Below are 16,098 nucleotides of genomic sequence, written 5' to 3' on the forward strand. Positions count from 1 at the left end.
GCGTCCGCCGTCGGCGTTCGCCTGCGCACCGCGCTCCGCGGCTCCAGCGGCGGCGGTCTCAGCCGCCGCCAGCGCACGGGCTTCCGCGCCCGCAGTCCGCGGCGCGGGCAAAACCGGCCTATCCGGCGCTTCAGGCAGCGCAGCGCCAAGCCGCGCCTGATGCTCGCCTGCTCGCTTCGCAATCGCCGCCAGCGCCTGAAGAGCGCCAGCCTGCGCGCGCAGCGCAGCAAGCTGTGCCTCTGCATCGGCAGCAGCGGCTTCAAATCCCGCCGCTGCATGATCCGCCAGCGCGTCGATAAGCTCTAGCGCCCGCTGGCGATACACTGCCTTCACATCCGCGGCCAAGTCGCGGCTATACGTCATCGTATATTCGTTTCCGATCACCGCTCCGGCTTTTACTCGCGAAATGAGCCAATCTGAATCAGGCAGCCAAGCCAGCTTGCCCGCAAGCTCATCTTCCAACCGCTCGCCGTTAAAGCCGATACGTTCAGCTTCCACGCGCAGCAGATGCTTGACATGCCAATCGATAGACGCGCTGATTAAGCTGTTTAATTCCTCGCTGAAAGCTTGCAGCCTGCGTTCTTGCTCCGCAGCCGTTTTAGCTGCTGCGAACAGCAAGCCTGCCTTAAAGCCCGGTTTGCGGCTCTCCAGAAACGACTGGGCCAAATCCCGCAGTCCTGCCGGCGTAATATTCGCATTATCCAGCAGCGATTGCAGCTCCTTACGCAGCTGAGCCCGGTAAACCTCTTTTTGCTCGGACAAGCTTTGTAAGAGTGCCTTCAACCTTCCCATTTCAGCTGTCACACGCGCCGCGGCCTCTTCACCGCCAGCCTCCTCAAGCAGCCTTTCACGTTCAGGCTCCGCTTGAAGCTCGCTCCATTTCAAATGGCTGGCAGCCAAATGGCGCAAGGAAGCGTCAACGCTATAGACGCAAAGCGGCCCTCGAATCATCTGAAGCTGATCCAGCAATTCCATCAGCTGGTCCCACTCCTGATGCGGATGCTCCGGCTCGCGCAACGACAAATAAACGATTCCTGCCGGCTCCAAATGCCAAGCATGAAACGCATCCTCAACGCTTTGGCGATAACTGGCGAAAGAAAGCTCGCGGTCGCGATGCTTATCGATCTGATTTACGATAAAGTATAAGGGCTTACCCCAATCCTTCAGCTGCTTCGCAAAAGAAAAATTGATTTCGGATTGCACATGGTTATAATCCATAACGTAAAACACGACGTCAGCAAGATGCAGCGCCGATTCTGTAGCCATCCGATGTGCATCGTCGGTGGAATCGATACCAGGCGTATCTAAAAGCACGGTATGGTTCCCGAGACGCTTGCTTGGATAGACGATAGAGACCGAAGTAAACTGCTCTCCGTCAACGCAATAGCGATCAAGCTCACCGATCGGCACCTCCGCTTTGGAGAGAACGCCGTCACGAAGTATCTCAACAGCTGCATAAGCCCGTTCACCGCCGCGGATGGATACCACGTTCGCGCTGGTCGGAATCGGACTTGAGGGAAGCAGCTTCGCCTCGCATAAACGATTGATCAATGTTGATTTACCCGCCGAAAAATGTCCACAAAAAGCGACAGTAAGCCGACCATCGGTCAGCTTACTGTTCAGCTCTTGTGCTTGCTTTGCATGTAAATTATCTCCTGCAGCTGCCATTAAGCCTGCAGCCTCGGATAAAGCTCCCGCTATGCTTTGCACCGTTAATTCTGTCATTTGCTTCTCCTTAAACGGCTTGCTCTTCTTCAGACGGCAGGCAAATTTCAAACACGTTGCCGTGCTGCAAAATCATGATATTGCGTTCTTTATCACGCATAACAACAACCTCGGGTTTAACGCGCATACGCTCGATATACTGCTCAGGCACGTCGCCGGAGCCGCTTACCGTAATGCCTTCCACGACGATGTCCTCATTCTCCTCTGGCGGAGATTCAAGCACCTGCTCATAAATATCGGAAAAAAGCTCAAAATTCTTTGTGTAAACGGAAATACAGTTCATCGTCATCATCCTTCACTGGCTATTTTAGGTTTTATAATCTTATTTTTTGTTTTAAAGCCTGGCTTCATACGTTGTTTTCCTTCTTTGCACAAATCAAGCAGCGGACATATCGGACACTGCGGGCTTTGCGCTTTGCAATGATAGCGGCCAAAAAAGATCAGCCTATGGTGAGTTAAAGTCCATTCCTCGCGCGGAACAAGCTTCATTAGCTTCTTCTCGACTTCCAGAACCGAATCATCCGCCTTTGCAAATCCTAGCCTCTTTGTCACGCGGTCCACATGCGTATCAACGGCAATGGCTGGAACGCCAAATGCGTTTGACATGACTACGTTAGCCGTTTTGCGGCCGACGCCTGGCAGCTCGGTCAATCCCTCATGGCTTTCCGGCACTTCCCCGGCATATTTATCGATGACGATCCGGCATAGCTTTTGTATATTGGAAGCTTTGCTTCGAAACAAGCCGATGCGGCGAATGTCCTGCTCCAGCTCTTCCAGCGGTACGTTCAAATAATCCTCAGGACGCTTATATTTCTCAAATAAGCCCACCGTCACTTTATTTACCGTTTCATCCGTGCATTGCGCTGATAGCAGCACGGCTATCGTAAGCTCAAACGGATTGCTGTGGTTAAGCTCGCAGTGCGCATCTGGAAACATCTCCGCTATGATATCCAGCACATGACGCATTTTCTGTTTCGCACTCATCGTCCTCTCTCCTAATCAAACACTATCGTTCAAAGTGTAGCGAAATTTGTCACGCTTCGCAACCGTAATCAAGCACATTCTATAAAAAAACTGCCCATATGGGCAGTTTTTTCACAAAATTTAAATATCTCTGGCTCAAATTCATGAAATTTCAAGCATTTTGCTACTTGACGACCGCAATCGCATAATTTCTAAAGCCATAGATCGTAATGGCATCGCCCGCCTTAAAAGCGGACACGGCAACGGCATTACCGTTTAAAAAATATTTCGAATTGCTGTTTACGTTAAAATAATTCCGGTTGTCTGCGTCCGACACTTTCTCTGTCCAAATTTGTGACGCGGATACATTATAGTTCGAGAAGATGCGGCTCTCGCCAACGGCTACCGAAATTTGAGTCTTGTTTGCGGCAGGCTTCTGAACCTCGACATAGTCGCCAACCGTAATCAAGCTGGTAGCCGTGCTCTGAGAAGCGCCTTTGATAGCCACGAAGCCTGCATCGACGTTATATACGACCGTTTGGCCTGCAAGGTCTATGATCGTAACGCTGCTCGCCGATACGGCTTGTACTTTTCCGAAGGTTGCAGCTATGGTGCTCGCAGAAGCTGCTTGCTTGCCGATATAGCTAACATTTATGAGCGTTCCCGCTGTAATTTGATCTATCGTCAATTTAGCCCCCGCTTCATTCGTCAGCTCCGTACTGAGTACAGAAAGGTCAAATGCAGCTGTCATCGCGTTTTTCACACGCAGCTTCTTGCTGCCGGCATCGACGGAAACAACTTCGTACTGGGCATTCGAATGTACTTTAATCGCTGCAACCCGGTCCTGCGTATTGTTCAATTCCAATGTCAGCAGATCGCCAGTCTTCAGATCGCTCAACCCTGCGCTTGCTATAGCCGAATGCTCAACGTAAGCGGTATTGTAAGGCAAAGCTACCATCGATCCGTTGTCTAAACGAATAGTCATGAGATTGCTTGCCGCGTTCATCGATACTAATGATCCAGTATATTTGGTTACGAATTGCAACGATACAATCGTATTGCCTGTATAACTGATTACAATTTTACGGTTAAGCGTCAGCAAATTATAGGCAGACGAAAGCGATATCGCATTGCCGCTGTATTCAATTCTTGTTTTATCCGTAAAATATAGCGCCTGTGCGTTTCCACCGCTCGCATCAACGATCGTTAACAGCTTCTTATCATTAACATAGCTGGCAATTTGCGCGCCCGCCAGCATTTTCACATTGCGGTTCACGACTTTAACCTTCGTCACCTTATCGGAATCATTTAGCGTCAGCTCGACTTGATCGGCTTCTTTGATTAAGTCACCGATAGTCGCGCCGCTCAAGCCGTCTATCTCTACCGTTACCGTGTCTGCCATAAATTTAGATACGAGCGTGGTGCCCTGCATAATCGTAATTAGGTCCCCGCTCGCTCCATAGAACGCACCCTTAACATTCGTTGACGCTGATTGAGGGGCAGCGATGATTTTCAGCGCTAACGGCGTTTCGCGGAACGAATCCTGCACGATGCTGATCTGGCTGTCTCTTTTGATAGCGGACAGAGCTAGCGCTTTGCCGTCACTGTCTGCGACAACGAGCTTGTCATCATAAAAAACTTCAACAGGCTTGTCATTTATCCACACATAGATTTTCTTCTCATCAGCAATCACACGATCAAGTGTGCCTGTTACGGTTTTGGTATAAACTTTGTCACCCTTCACCTCAACATAAAGCGCTTTTCCATCCTTAGCAATAACAGTTACATCGCCATACTCAAGCAGCTGCTGCTTCGTAATCGGTGTTTCTGTGTTGTAATGATAAAAAAGCGTGTCCGCGTTGATGGCATAGTTCATTTCCTTTTTGTTGCTGTAGAGCGTTAAAGTTGTATCTGTCAATCGAGATACGATGCCATCGACCTGTCCTTCATAAGCGACAGGATACAGCTTTTCCGCACGACTGAACATTGTAGCTAGGCTTGCGCGGGTCACGTTAGCTTTGGGATCAAATTTTACGGTTGTAACGCCCTTCACCAACTCAAGCTTAGCTGCTAGATTTACGTATCCCTTATAGATCGAATTAATTTGGGAGGCGTCTGAGAAGCCGGAAGCCGTATTTTGCAGCTTCTCCGCTTCCTCCCGTTGGTCTATGGCACGGACCATAAGCTTCGTTACCCATTCACGGGATGCAGGCTTTGTGCCCCATGCAACTTTAGCGTCTTTGGCAGCAAGCTGATATTCTTCCTCTTGATCAAGCAAGCCTTCTTTGAAGGCCAGTGTTATGTATGCTTTAAAATAGGCACTGACGGAAAATGAAGCCGGGAAACCGATTATGGCGTCCAAGTCGGCTTTTTTATCTAAACCGGCAAACCGCAGCGCCATCAGAACAGCCTCTTGCTGGCTCACGTTTTCACTTGGGCGGAATACAAACGCACCGCTTGTTGTCGTATAACCTTCAATGATTTTCTGAAGCGCGAGCTTGGCGATATGCTTCTCTGCCCAATGACCGCTGGTTACGTCTTTAAACGGTGTCGTTAAGGATGCGGCATGAACTTGTTTTGGGATAATTACGCCGCTCCCTGCCACCAATGAAAAAGCCAATGCTCCGATCAGTATTTTCTTGCCCGCAAAATGCGTTGTCATAAGTTGATATTCCCCCTGATTGTTTGTGTTGATTTAAGCAGAACGGCTTCGCCGTCCTAAAATAAGGACGGAGCGAAGCCATCAGTGTTATTGCATTATTCCTTGTTCATCGGATGCTCAAGTTCAACATGTCCCATTAGCGTTTCGATCTCCGCTCCATCGACCAAAAGTTCAATAGATTTCACAAAATCGAATTGGAACAACGTTTTCTTGAGCGTTTCAATGACGAACATTTCTCCAGGAGCGCCAAGACGGGCTTCATCCGGCAAATGGATGTCAAGCGTAACGAGTCCGTCAGCAAGCTCTACGGTTTTGACTTCAATCGGTTTCCATAGGGACAAAGCATTCTCACCCGCATCCTTCTGTAATTCGGCAATTGCCGCTTTCACCAAATCGGACTCTGTTTCATAGTTAAGCTTAACTGGCTGTTCAACTGTTTCAAGCAGCTCGGCATCGGTTAAATAAATAATAGCTTCTTTCTCGTTCAATACGGGTGTTGGTTCCGGGGTAGGCGAAGCGGTTGGCGCTGCCGTGCTTCCCAGGTTACTATCTGGCTTGCCCTGTACACCACAGCCTACGATCGCAGCAGATAAAATGATGACAGCAAGCAGCCCGCGTGCTTTGAAATTTTTCATTACACTGAACACCTGCTTTCTATTTAACTTTTAAATATTCTTTGATTCCGGCTACCATTTCTGCAGCAATACGGTTCTGGGCTGCATCGTCAAACAACATTTTCGCATCGACTGAGTTAGATAAGAATCCTGCTTCAATCAGAACCGCAGGCATCGTCGTTTGCTTGATCACTTTGTAGGCCTCTTTCTTGAGACCGCGATCTTTGATCTTGGTGCCTGCAATCAAGTGTTTGTGAATGATTGCGGCAAAAGCTTTGCTATTTTCACGATAATAATAAGTCTCTGCGCCCGAAGCTGCAGCAGCTCCGCTATTTGCATGAATCGACATAAATAAATCCGCTTTAAGATTCTCGGCAAATTTGACACGCTCGTCCAAGGAAGGATAAGTATCTCCCGTTCTCGTAAAATGAGCTTTAATTTTAGTTTCTTTATTGAGCAGCGCTTTCATCTTCAAAGCAACACTCAAATTAAATTCCTTCTCCCATTTGTTCAATACGCTTTTCGCACCGGGATCTGAACCCCCATGACCGGGGTCAATCACGATATCGAAAACATCATCGGAAACTGGCGGTTTTTCCGGATCAATGATGACCGGCGGATCAACCGGAAGTGTCGGATCGACAGGAACATCCGTAATGGGCATCAGTTTTAACTGGAACTTGCCCAAATCCTCTGTCATTACGTAGCCTGTATTATCCGCAATCAGGATAACCAAACGCGCGGTAGCCGGGGTTTTCGAAAATAAGGAATAACGGAACCCTTGCAAATAAGTGCTGTCTGTAACATTGACCTCAAACTGCCCGTTCACAAACTGTCCGCTCAAAAGTGGTGAATAATCCGTATTTGGAAAATCAAATACGATTCGCTTCGGATTATCCAGCAGCAAAGGCTTGTTAGCTTTGACTACGCCTTCATAGTTAATGCTAATCGTACTCTCGCCGCTATAAGCCACTTCCGTAATCATTCCTGCTGATTCTACGGGTGCAGTTGGATCAGTCGGTTCCTTCGGCTGCTCGTACATATGTACTTCTTTCTCCGTAGTTTTCCATTCGACATTCAAGCCGAACTGTTCGCCAATAAAGCGAAGCGGAACTAAAGTCGTACCTTTAATGATTGATGCCGTGGTATCCATTTGAACCATTTGGCCATTAACTAGCGCAACATTGTCATTCATTTTGAGCTTGATGACATTATTGCCGTGCGTGACCGTCGCTGTTTTGGCCGTATTGTCCCAGACAATTTGATAGCCGAGGCCTTCTGATACCGTCCGCACCGGTACGACTGTCGCATTGTTGATGATTTGCGGATTGACATCAGATTTTAGCTGCTGACCATTCAAAAAAAGCTTTGGGACGACCTCTGCAGCTTGTCCTACAGTGGCGAACATCGTGAAAAAAACCGACATAAACAACAACATGGATACAAATCTTTTCATTTCCCACCTCGATGACTGAAATTGCCCGCATCGAATGAGTGCATTCGACTTTTACAGACTAAATTATAGACGCAGCTTGTCAGAAAAAGTTGCGTTTAAAGGAAAAAAGAGGACGATTCGCCCATACAGGCAAAATCGTCCTCTTAGTTTCGTTTGCTTAAACTAGACGAGCGGCGTGTTTTTGCTCGTAAGCTGTAATTTTATCCTCGTGTTGAAGCGTCAATCCGATATCATCAAGCCCTTGCAGCAAAAATTGACGACGATGCTCATCAAGGTCAAATGCGATCGTTAAGCCATGCTCATCGGAAAGCTGTTTGTTTTCCAGGTCAACTGTCAGCTTGTAGCCAACAAATTTTGCAGTGCGCTGGAAAATCTCTTCAACTTGCTCTTCGCTAAGCTTGATTGGCAAAATACCGTTTTTAAAGCAGTTATTATAGAAAATATCCGCATAAGACGGAGCAATAATTACTTTGTAACCATAATCAAGAATTGCCCATGGCGCGTGCTCACGTGAGGATCCGCAGCCGAAGTTTGCACGGGATACAAGGACGGAAGCTCCCTCGTAGCGCGGTTTGTTTGGTTCGAACTCAGGATTTACGTTGCCGCTCTCGTCAAAACGCCATTCAAAAAATAAAAATTGACCAAAGCCGCTGCGCTCGATGCGCTTTAAAAATTGTTTAGGTATGATTGCATCAGTGTCGACATTGACCCGGTCGACCGGGGCGACGATGCCTGTAAGTTGTTTAAACGGTTCCATATCGGTTATACCCCTCTCTCGCGTTCAATTAGTTCAACACTTCGGATTTAATTTCCCAATCGCGTACATCTGTGAAATGACCTTTAACTGCCGCAGCAACTGCCATTGCAGGAGATACAAGATGCGTACGTCCGCCGCGTCCTTGACGTCCTTCAAAGTTACGGTTGGAAGTAGATGCGCAGCGCTCGCCTGGTTTCAATACGTCAGGATTCATCGCTAGACACATCGAGCAGCCCGCATCACGCCATTCAAAGCCTGCTTCTGTGAAGATTTTGTCGAGGCCCTCTTTCTCCGCTTGAATTTTTACGCGGCCTGAACCTGGAACGACGATAGCTGTAACGCGGTCGCTTACCTTGTAGCCTCTAGCAATTTCAGCTGCAGCGCGCAAATCTTCAATACGGCCATTCGTGCAAGAGCCGATAAACACATAATCAATTGCAATTTCATTCATTGGTGTACCTGGCTTCAGATCCATATACTCAAGAGCTGCTTCAGCCGCTTTACGCTCATTTTCTGTTGGAAGATCAGCAGGGAAAGGAACCTTCGCCGTGATGTTCGTACCCATACCTGGGCTAGTACCCCAAGTCACTTGCGGAATTAGAGCGTCAACATCGAAGTGAACGACTGTATCATACTCAGCACCTTCATCCGTTGTAAGCAGTTTCCAAGCTTCAACCGCTTCATCGAAGTTAGCAGGCGCATATTGACGGCCGCGAAGGTAATTAAAAGTTGTTTCGTCCGGAGCAATAAGACCAGCGCGAGCGCCTGCTTCAATGGACATGTTACAAACGGTCATACGCTCTTCCATAGTTAAGCTGGTAATAGCCTCACCAGTGAATTCAATAACATAGCCGGTTGCGAAATCTGTACCGTATTGAGCAATAACGCCTAGAATTAAATCTTTTGCCGTCACGCCCGGTTTGCGTGTGCCGTTGAAACGAACCTCCAGCGTTTTTGCTTTCGATTGCTGCAAGCACTGGGTTGCCATAACATGTTCAACCTCGCTCGTGCCGATACCGAACGCCAAAGCGCCGAATGCGCCGTGAGTCGAAGTATGGCTGTCGCCGCAAACGATTGTTTTACCCGGATGCGTAAGTCCAAGCTCAGGTCCCATAACGTGAACGACACCTTGGTCGATGCTGTCAAGATCAAACAGCTTTACGCCAAAATCTTTACAGTTTTGAGTTAGAGTATCAATTTGCTGCTTGGAGATCGGATCCGTAATATTAAAACGATCCTTTGTTGGTACGTTATGATCCATCGTAGCGAAAGTAAGATCCGGACGACGAACTTTGCGGCCGGATAGGCGCAGGCCTTCAAATGCTTGCGGCGACGTTACTTCGTGAACGAGCTGCAAATCGATATAAATAACGCTTGGCTTGCCTTCTTCTTGATTAATGACGTGATTATCCCAAATCTTCTCAAACATTGTCTTTTTCGTCATTATATTCACCCCATCGTTTCATGAAATCTTCTGCGTTTCTTAACTGAACCTACTATAGCATTTCTTTCTTCATTGAACCAAGATATAATATCTATAACGTCTATAGGTAATAACTATAATGGAAGTTTTCCTGCTCGAAAAAAAATAGAGGAGATTACTCATATGGAATTACGGCAATTAAATTATGTGATTCAAATCGCCTTGGAGAAAAACTTCTCGCGCGCCGCGGAGAAGCTCCATATTGCACAGCCTTCGCTTAGCCAGCAGCTCTCAAAGCTGGAGCAGGAAATTGGGGTACTCTTGTTTCGCCGTACGACGAACTCCGTGGAATTAACGCAGGCTGGACAAGTTTTTGTTGAAAAATCGCAAGCGATTCTCGATGCGGTCGAGCAGCTTAAGCAGGAAATGGACGATATGGCGCAAATGCGGCGCGGCCGGCTGGTCGTCGGCACGCTCCCGATTACGGGTTCCCATATCCTGCCGCTTGTCCTGCCAGTATTCGGCGAGCAATACCCGCAAATCGAAGTCGTGCTCGTTGAAGATACGACAGCCAAGCTAGAACAGCTAACCGCCAGCGGCGGAACGGATCTCAGCCTGCTTTCCCTTCCTCTTATCGATAATTCGCTCTCGTGGGAACCTTTCTTAGAGGAAGAGATTTGTCTCGCGGTTCCGCCGAACCATCATCTTACCCGCAGAGAAGATCCCATAGATATCTCGGAACTTGAAGAGGAGCCCTTTATCGGTTTGAAAAGAGGACAAGGCTTCCGTCAAATTACAGTCGATTTATGTGAGCAATCCGGCTTCACGCCGCGAATCGTGTTTGAGAGCAGCAATATCGAGACCATTCAATCTTTGGTGGCCGGCGGAATGGGAATAGCCTTTGTCCCGCAAATGCTAACGCGGGTCAAAGGCTCGGAGTTTGCTCCCATATATTTGCCTTTAAGTTCCAAACCAACCAGAACGCTTGTCGTCGCGAGCCGCAAGGGCCGTTATTTGTCCAAAGCTGCGGATGCCTTTATCCGTACGTTGAACAAAACGATTAGCAGCTATCGATAATTAAGCTTCATATATAGATGGTCTGCGATCTTCAAACACCGGGATTTTGGCGCGAACCGAATCGACCAGCGACAAATCAATATCCGCATACAAAATCGTTTCTTCTTCGCCGGCTTCCGCAATGGTTTCTCCCCATGGATCTAGCACAAGCGAGTGACCGAAAAATTGGGTGTCACCGCTCGTGCCCATGCGATTGCAGGCGATGACGAACATTTGATTTTCGATCGCGCGCGCAGTCAGCAGCGTCCGCCAATGATGCAGGCGCGGATTCGGCCATTCTGCCGGTACAAACAAGAGCTTGGCACCCTCAAGCGCCAGCTTTCTAGCCAGCTCTGGAAAACGGATATCATAACAAATCATCATCCCCGCTTCCGCGCCTTCAATCGTAAGCTTGCCTGGTTTATTCCCTGCTGCTAAATACTTTTCTTCATCCATCAGACGGAACAAATGAATTTTTGAATAATCAGCAACCACTTGTCCGGAACGGTCAAAGGCATAGATGGTATTTAACACCTGATCGCCCTTCAACTCCGCAATCGATCCACCAATGATATGCACTTGATGCTTTTTGCTGAATTCGGATAAGTATGCCTGGGTACGCTCTCCTGCTGGATCTGCTATCGTTTTGATTTCCTTTAGCGCATAACCTGTGTTCCACATTTCAGGAAACATGATGACATCGGGTTTGTCAGCTTGGCTTACCGCTTCTTCAAGCATGCTCGCAAGCTTCGCGAAATTAACTTCCGGATTTCCTGCTTCTATGTTCATTTGCAGCAGCGCTAGCCGCAATTGTTGGCTCATCTTACGATTCCTCCCGATAATGCTTTTTTTCCCTAATGATACCCTGTCATGGTTCTGTGTCAAGATGGGAACCGTAACAACGAGGGATTTACTACTTTTCTATACAAAAGGAGAATGTCAGTTATGCTTTCAAAACGAATAGCCGCAATGCTTCTGGCTTGCTGCTCGCTTTTCCTGTTTGCCCAAATTGCTGTTGCCCACCCTGCCCACAGCGCGCCAAGCTCTGAAACCGGACTAAAGCCGGTACAAGTATTTGATGTCGCCGCAGGCAAAGTCATCAAAACGATTCCAAACGACGCACAATATCAAACTTTTGCTTCTTCATGGGTCAATTCAATAACCGGACTTGCTCCGCAGGTAACAACGGACGAGAGCTGCAGCTATGTGTATCGGGTACCGCTTGAAAAAGCAGTAACCATAAAACAGAGGGATGTGTCGGTCACATCGGATGATCTTTTCCTGTTTTACTGCAAGGATAAACCGCCGATTCTGCTCGTTTTTGACGAGAAACGCAGACCCTTTTTGTTCCTATTCAAAGCCGATATCAAGCCGTTCATTCAAAAAGTAGGCGTGCCTGCATTGTAGGCATTGCTTCTATTCTCCCTGCATTCATGCTACATTTAAGCTATTGCTTAATATAGATAGCATTTTGTCATGTGGAGTGTGAGGGAATGGAAACACAAATCGGTAAACATCTTATTCAACCTGCAGATCGGATGAATGGACTTCCGACGCAATTTTTTGCCAAACTGGTCGCCAAAGCGAATGCGCAGACGGCCAAAGGACGCGATGTCATCAATTTGGGACAAGGCAATCCGGATCAGCCGACTCCTCCCCATATTGTTGCGAAGCTTCAAGAGGCTGCGGCTAATCCGTTATACCACAAGTATCCGCCATTTAGCGGCTATCCTTTTCTAAAGGAAGCCGTCGCTAAGCGGTACAAGGAAGATTACAACGTTGATGTAGATCCGACGACCGAGGTTGCCATCCTCTTCGGAGGTAAGACCGGTCTCGTCGAAATCAGTCAATGCTTGCTTAATCCGGGCGATGTCTGCCTCGTGCCTGACCCAGGATACCCTGACTATTGGTCTGGTGTAGCGCTTGCGGGTGCCGAAATGGCATTCATGCCTTTAACGGAGCAAAATAGCTATTTGCCTGATTACGATGCGATTAGCCCTAAACTGGCTGAACGTGCCAAGCTGATGTTTATGAATTATCCGAACAACCCTACAGGCGCGGTCGCGAATGTTGAATTTTATGCGAAAACAGTCAAGTATGCTGAGAAGCATGGCATCGTTGTGGCGAGCGATTTCGCATACGGCGCAATTGGCTTCGATGGGAATAAGCCGATCAGCTTTCTCCAGACGCCCGGTGCAAAAGAAGTGGGCGTCGAATTCTATACGCTGTCCAAAACGTACAATATGGCCGGCTGGCGCGTAGGCTTTGCTATTGGGAATGCCCAAATCGTAAAGCTAATCAATTTAATTCAAGACCATTACTACTGCAGCCTATTCGGCGGCATTCAAGAAGCTGCCGCACTCGCTTTGACCGGTCCGCAGGATTGTGTTGCTGAGCTGAGAGCGATGTACGAAAGCCGCCGTGAGGCTCTATTCAATGCGCTCGACCGCATTGGCTGGAAAGCCGCGCGTCCTGGCGGGTCATTCTTTTGCTGGCTGCCGGTTGCAGAGGGCCACACCTCTGAATCCTTTGCTGATCTTCTTTTGCAGGAGGCTGATGTCGTGGTCGCACCCGGCGTAGGTTTCGGTACTCATGGCGAAGGCTTTGTGCGGCTCGGCTTGCTTACTAACGAAGCACGTCTGCAGGAAGCGGTTGAGAGGATCGGAAAGCTGAATTTATTTTAGGACAATCCGCCATTTCCCTTGCTTTACAGCGGCATTGGATCGTGATATGCTTGTAGGAATTGAACATGAAACGTGATGACGGGACTAGTAAGCAAGATAGGTCGCGATCAGAGAGTAAATTCCATGGGCTGCAAGAATTTACCGAAGGCCGCTTGCTGAACCTACCTCCGAGCGGCCGGCTATGAACCGGACAGCGCCTTCTGTTATAGGCTTAAGCTGGATAACTCTCATTTCATGAGGTTATCAACAAAGGTGGTACCGCGGAAGCTAAGACTTTCGTCCTTTATGGACGGAGGTCTTTTTTGTTGTCACGAAACAAGCATAGGATGGGATTAATGATGACGGAACGCATTGTCGTAAAAATTGGCAGCAGCTCACTGACCTCCGAAGAAGGCGGATTGAACCGCGAACGCATACAGTACTTCGCTTCTGAGCTGGCTTCCTTGCACAAAGAAGGAAACAGCGTCATGCTGGTAACCTCTGGAGCGGTTGCAGCTGGATTTCGTCAGATCGGCTACGCTGCTAAGCCAAAAATAGTACATGAAAAGCAAGCTGCCGCTGCAGTCGGTCAAGCGCTGCTGATGCAGGCCTATCAGGAGGCCTTTAATGGATATGGTATTGTCGCGGCGCAGATTCTTCTGACTCGCGCAGACTTTTCCAACCGCCGCCGGATTCAAAATGCACTTATGACGATTGAAGAGCTGCTGCGTCTAGGGATCATCCCGATTATTAATGAAAACGATACGGTTGCCACCGATGAGCTGGTCCCCAAATTCGGAGACAATGACAACCTATCCGCGCTTGTCGCTGCGATGACGAAGGCTGCCAAGCTTGTTATCATTACCGATATGGATGGCTTATACACGGAGGACCCGCGAAAAAATCCGCAAGCGGTCAAAATCGAGCGCGTAGATCAAATCTCCGAGGATATCATGAAGTTAGCCGGCGGCGCAGGCTCCTCTGTAGGCACGGGCGGTATGCGCTCCAAAATCGAAGCGGCCCGCATTGCTATGCGTGGCGGCGTCCATGCTTTTATCGGCAAGGTGCAGCTTGAGGGTGATCTGTCCCTTGCCGTTCAAGGCATTGGCCGCGGCACCTACTTTGATACGAAGCTGGACAGTTTGCCGATGAAGAAGCAGTGGCTCGGCTTCCACTCTATTCCGCTCGGGCGCGCTACCGTTGATGACGGGGCTGCCCGCGCATTGCTCGAAGGAGGGAAAAGCCTCCTCCCTGCCGGTGTCGCGGAAGTCCAAGGAGAATTTTTGCCGGGCGATATCATTGAGGTCGCGAATCAACAAGGCGAAACGATCGGTCGAGGTGTCGTTAACTATGCGGCTTGGCAAATTCAAGCGGTAGCCGGTCTCAGCACCGAGGAAGTAAAACGAAGAGTCGACGTAACCCGCATCGAGTTTATTCATCGCGATGAATGGATTACATTAAAATAATAAGGAGGCTATCTTCTATGACCAGCGAAGTAAGAACAAAAGCAGCATTGGCCCAGGATGCTTCAGCCATCATGAACCGATTGACTACCGAACAAAAAAATACAGCACTCCTGCGCATGGCGGATGCCCTGCTTACGGAACAAGCAAACATAATCGCCGCAAATGAGCTTGATTTGCAGCGCGGGCGCGAGCAAGGCACCAGCCCTTCCCTGCTTGACCGTTTGGCTCTGAATAGCGATCGCGTAGCCGCCATTGCTGAAGGACTCAGACAAATCGTCGAGCTTCCGGACCCGGTTGGCGAGCTGCTTGAGCATTTTGACCGTCCAAACGGATTAAAGGTCAATAAAATCAGAGTGCCGATCGGTGTTATTGGCATGATCTATGAGGCTAGGCCAAACGTAACCGTCGATGCAGCAGGTTTATGCTTGAAAACAGGTAACAGCGTTGTGCTTCGCGGTGGCTCGGCTGCGATTGAGTCGAACCGCAAAATCGTTGAAGTATTAAAAAATGCGCTTGCTGCTACGGAAATGCCGGCAGATGCCATTCAGCTTATCGAGGATTCAGACCGTGCTTCCGTGAATGAAATGCTTAAATTGAACGGCCTGCTGGATGTAGTCATTCCCCGCGGAGGTGCATCGCTTATCCGCAACGTCATCGAAAACGCAACCGTTCCCGTCATCGAAACAGGAGCAGGCATTTGTCATACTTTCGTTGATGAAAGTGCTGAATACAACATGGCGGTTGAAATTGCTTTTAATGCAAAAGTCCAACGTCCTTCGGTTTGCAACTCAATGGAGACCCTGATTGTCCACGAGCGCTTTGCCGATCAGCATCTCGTTTCCCTTGCGGAACGTTTCCTCCAAGCCAGCGTTGAGCTTCGCGGCTGCGAGAAAACCGTTGCCCTCATTCCTGGCGCAAAATTGGCTTCGGATGAGGATTTTAGCACAGAATATAATGACTATATTATGAATATCCGTATCGTTCCCGATTTAGATACGGCGCTCGCGCATATCCGCCGTTTTAGTACGAAGCATTCAGAATGCATTGTTACAGAAAACAAAGACAACGCAGAACGCTTTATTCAAGAAGTGGACGCAGCAGCGGTTTATCACAATGCCTCCACTCGTTTCACGGACGGCTTCGAATTCGGTTTCGGCGCGGAAATCGGTATCAGTACTCAAAAGCTGCATGCCCGCGGGCCAATGGGACTGCCTGCATTGACTTCCACTAAATATCAGATTTTTGGGAATGGTCAAATTAGAGGTTAATACCATGAGCTATCATGTCATCTTATAAATGATTTAACGGAGGAA

General features: G+C 48.6%; 14 protein-coding genes. 5 read left to right on the forward strand and 9 right to left on the reverse strand.

The window, feature by feature from the left end:
- The 8 genes from RCO25_RS12880 to leuC all read right to left on the reverse strand — a co-directional run.
- Nucleotides 1-1,725 (reverse strand): dynamin family protein (locus tag RCO25_RS12880; protein WP_308996557.1); only part of this gene is annotated, 1,725 nt, incomplete at its 3' end.
- Between the two features lie 10 nt (nucleotides 1,726-1,735).
- Complete coding sequence (locus RCO25_RS12885) at nucleotides 1,736-2,008, reverse strand: NAD/NADP transhydrogenase alpha subunit (protein WP_183561027.1); 273 nt, start codon at nucleotides 2,006-2,008, stop codon at nucleotides 1,736-1,738.
- Nucleotides 2,009-2,013: 5 nt separating this feature from the next.
- Nucleotides 2,014-2,709, reverse strand: a complete 696-nt coding sequence (gene nth / locus RCO25_RS12890) for an endonuclease III (protein ID WP_308996558.1) — start codon at nucleotides 2,707-2,709, stop codon at nucleotides 2,014-2,016.
- A 163-nt stretch (nucleotides 2,710-2,872) separates the two neighbouring features.
- On the reverse strand, nucleotides 2,873-5,350 hold the full coding sequence (locus RCO25_RS12895; protein WP_308996559.1) for an S-layer homology domain-containing protein: 2,478 nt from the start codon (nucleotides 5,348-5,350) through the stop codon (nucleotides 2,873-2,875).
- A gap of 95 nt (nucleotides 5,351-5,445) precedes the next feature.
- Entirely contained in the window at nucleotides 5,446-5,985 is a 540-nt protein-coding gene (locus RCO25_RS12900; RefSeq protein ID WP_308996560.1) for a GerMN domain-containing protein, read from the reverse strand.
- Between the two features lie 19 nt (nucleotides 5,986-6,004).
- A complete protein-coding gene (locus tag RCO25_RS12905; protein WP_308996561.1) occupies nucleotides 6,005-7,420 on the reverse strand; it encodes an N-acetylmuramoyl-L-alanine amidase in 1,416 nt (471 codons plus the stop codon).
- A 157-nt stretch (nucleotides 7,421-7,577) separates the two neighbouring features.
- On the reverse strand, nucleotides 7,578-8,177 hold the full coding sequence (leuD, locus tag RCO25_RS12910) for a 3-isopropylmalate dehydratase small subunit (protein WP_308996562.1): 600 nt from the start codon (nucleotides 8,175-8,177) through the stop codon (nucleotides 7,578-7,580).
- A 28-nt stretch (nucleotides 8,178-8,205) separates the two neighbouring features.
- Nucleotides 8,206-9,621: a 3-isopropylmalate dehydratase large subunit gene (gene leuC / locus RCO25_RS12915; RefSeq protein WP_308996563.1), complete on the reverse strand. Its 1,416-nt coding sequence runs from the start codon at nucleotides 9,619-9,621 to the stop codon at nucleotides 8,206-8,208.
- Nucleotides 9,622-9,783: 162 nt separating this feature from the next.
- Here leuC and RCO25_RS12920 point away from each other — a divergent pair, with 162 nt between their 5' ends.
- Nucleotides 9,784-10,677, forward strand: coding sequence for a LysR family transcriptional regulator (locus RCO25_RS12920; protein WP_308996564.1), 894 nt, complete (start codon nucleotides 9,784-9,786; stop codon nucleotides 10,675-10,677).
- Here RCO25_RS12920 and RCO25_RS12925 read toward each other — a convergent pair whose 3' ends face one another.
- Nucleotides 10,678-11,478: a carbon-nitrogen family hydrolase gene (locus RCO25_RS12925; protein WP_308996565.1), complete on the reverse strand. Its 801-nt coding sequence runs from the start codon at nucleotides 11,476-11,478 to the stop codon at nucleotides 10,678-10,680.
- 123 nt (nucleotides 11,479-11,601) lie between these two features.
- Between RCO25_RS12925 and RCO25_RS12930 the strand changes: the two genes are divergently transcribed.
- The 4 genes from RCO25_RS12930 to RCO25_RS12945 all read left to right on the forward strand — a co-directional run bounded on the left by RCO25_RS12930 (nucleotide 11,602) and on the right by RCO25_RS12945 (nucleotide 16,053).
- Nucleotides 11,602-12,063 (forward strand): hypothetical protein, encoded by a 462-nt coding sequence (locus tag RCO25_RS12930; protein ID WP_308996566.1) that lies wholly within the window; start codon nucleotides 11,602-11,604, stop codon nucleotides 12,061-12,063.
- An 86-nt stretch (nucleotides 12,064-12,149) separates the two neighbouring features.
- Nucleotides 12,150-13,340 (forward strand): pyridoxal phosphate-dependent aminotransferase, encoded by a 1,191-nt coding sequence (locus tag RCO25_RS12935; RefSeq protein WP_308996567.1) that lies wholly within the window; start codon nucleotides 12,150-12,152, stop codon nucleotides 13,338-13,340.
- 338 nt (nucleotides 13,341-13,678) lie between these two features.
- The gene (gene proB / locus RCO25_RS12940; RefSeq protein WP_308996737.1) at nucleotides 13,679-14,785 is read left to right on the forward strand and encodes a glutamate 5-kinase; all 1,107 of its coding nucleotides are present in this window, start codon (nucleotides 13,679-13,681) and stop codon (nucleotides 14,783-14,785) included.
- Nucleotides 14,786-14,802: 17 nt separating this feature from the next.
- On the forward strand, nucleotides 14,803-16,053 hold the full coding sequence (locus RCO25_RS12945; protein ID WP_308996568.1) for a glutamate-5-semialdehyde dehydrogenase: 1,251 nt from the start codon (nucleotides 14,803-14,805) through the stop codon (nucleotides 16,051-16,053).
- Nucleotides 16,054-16,098: the final 45 nt, after the last annotated feature.

Origin of the sequence: Paenibacillus sp. LHD-38, assembly GCF_031157315.1 — a bacterium.
Classification (GTDB): Bacteria; Bacillota; Bacilli; order Paenibacillales; family Paenibacillaceae; genus Pristimantibacillus.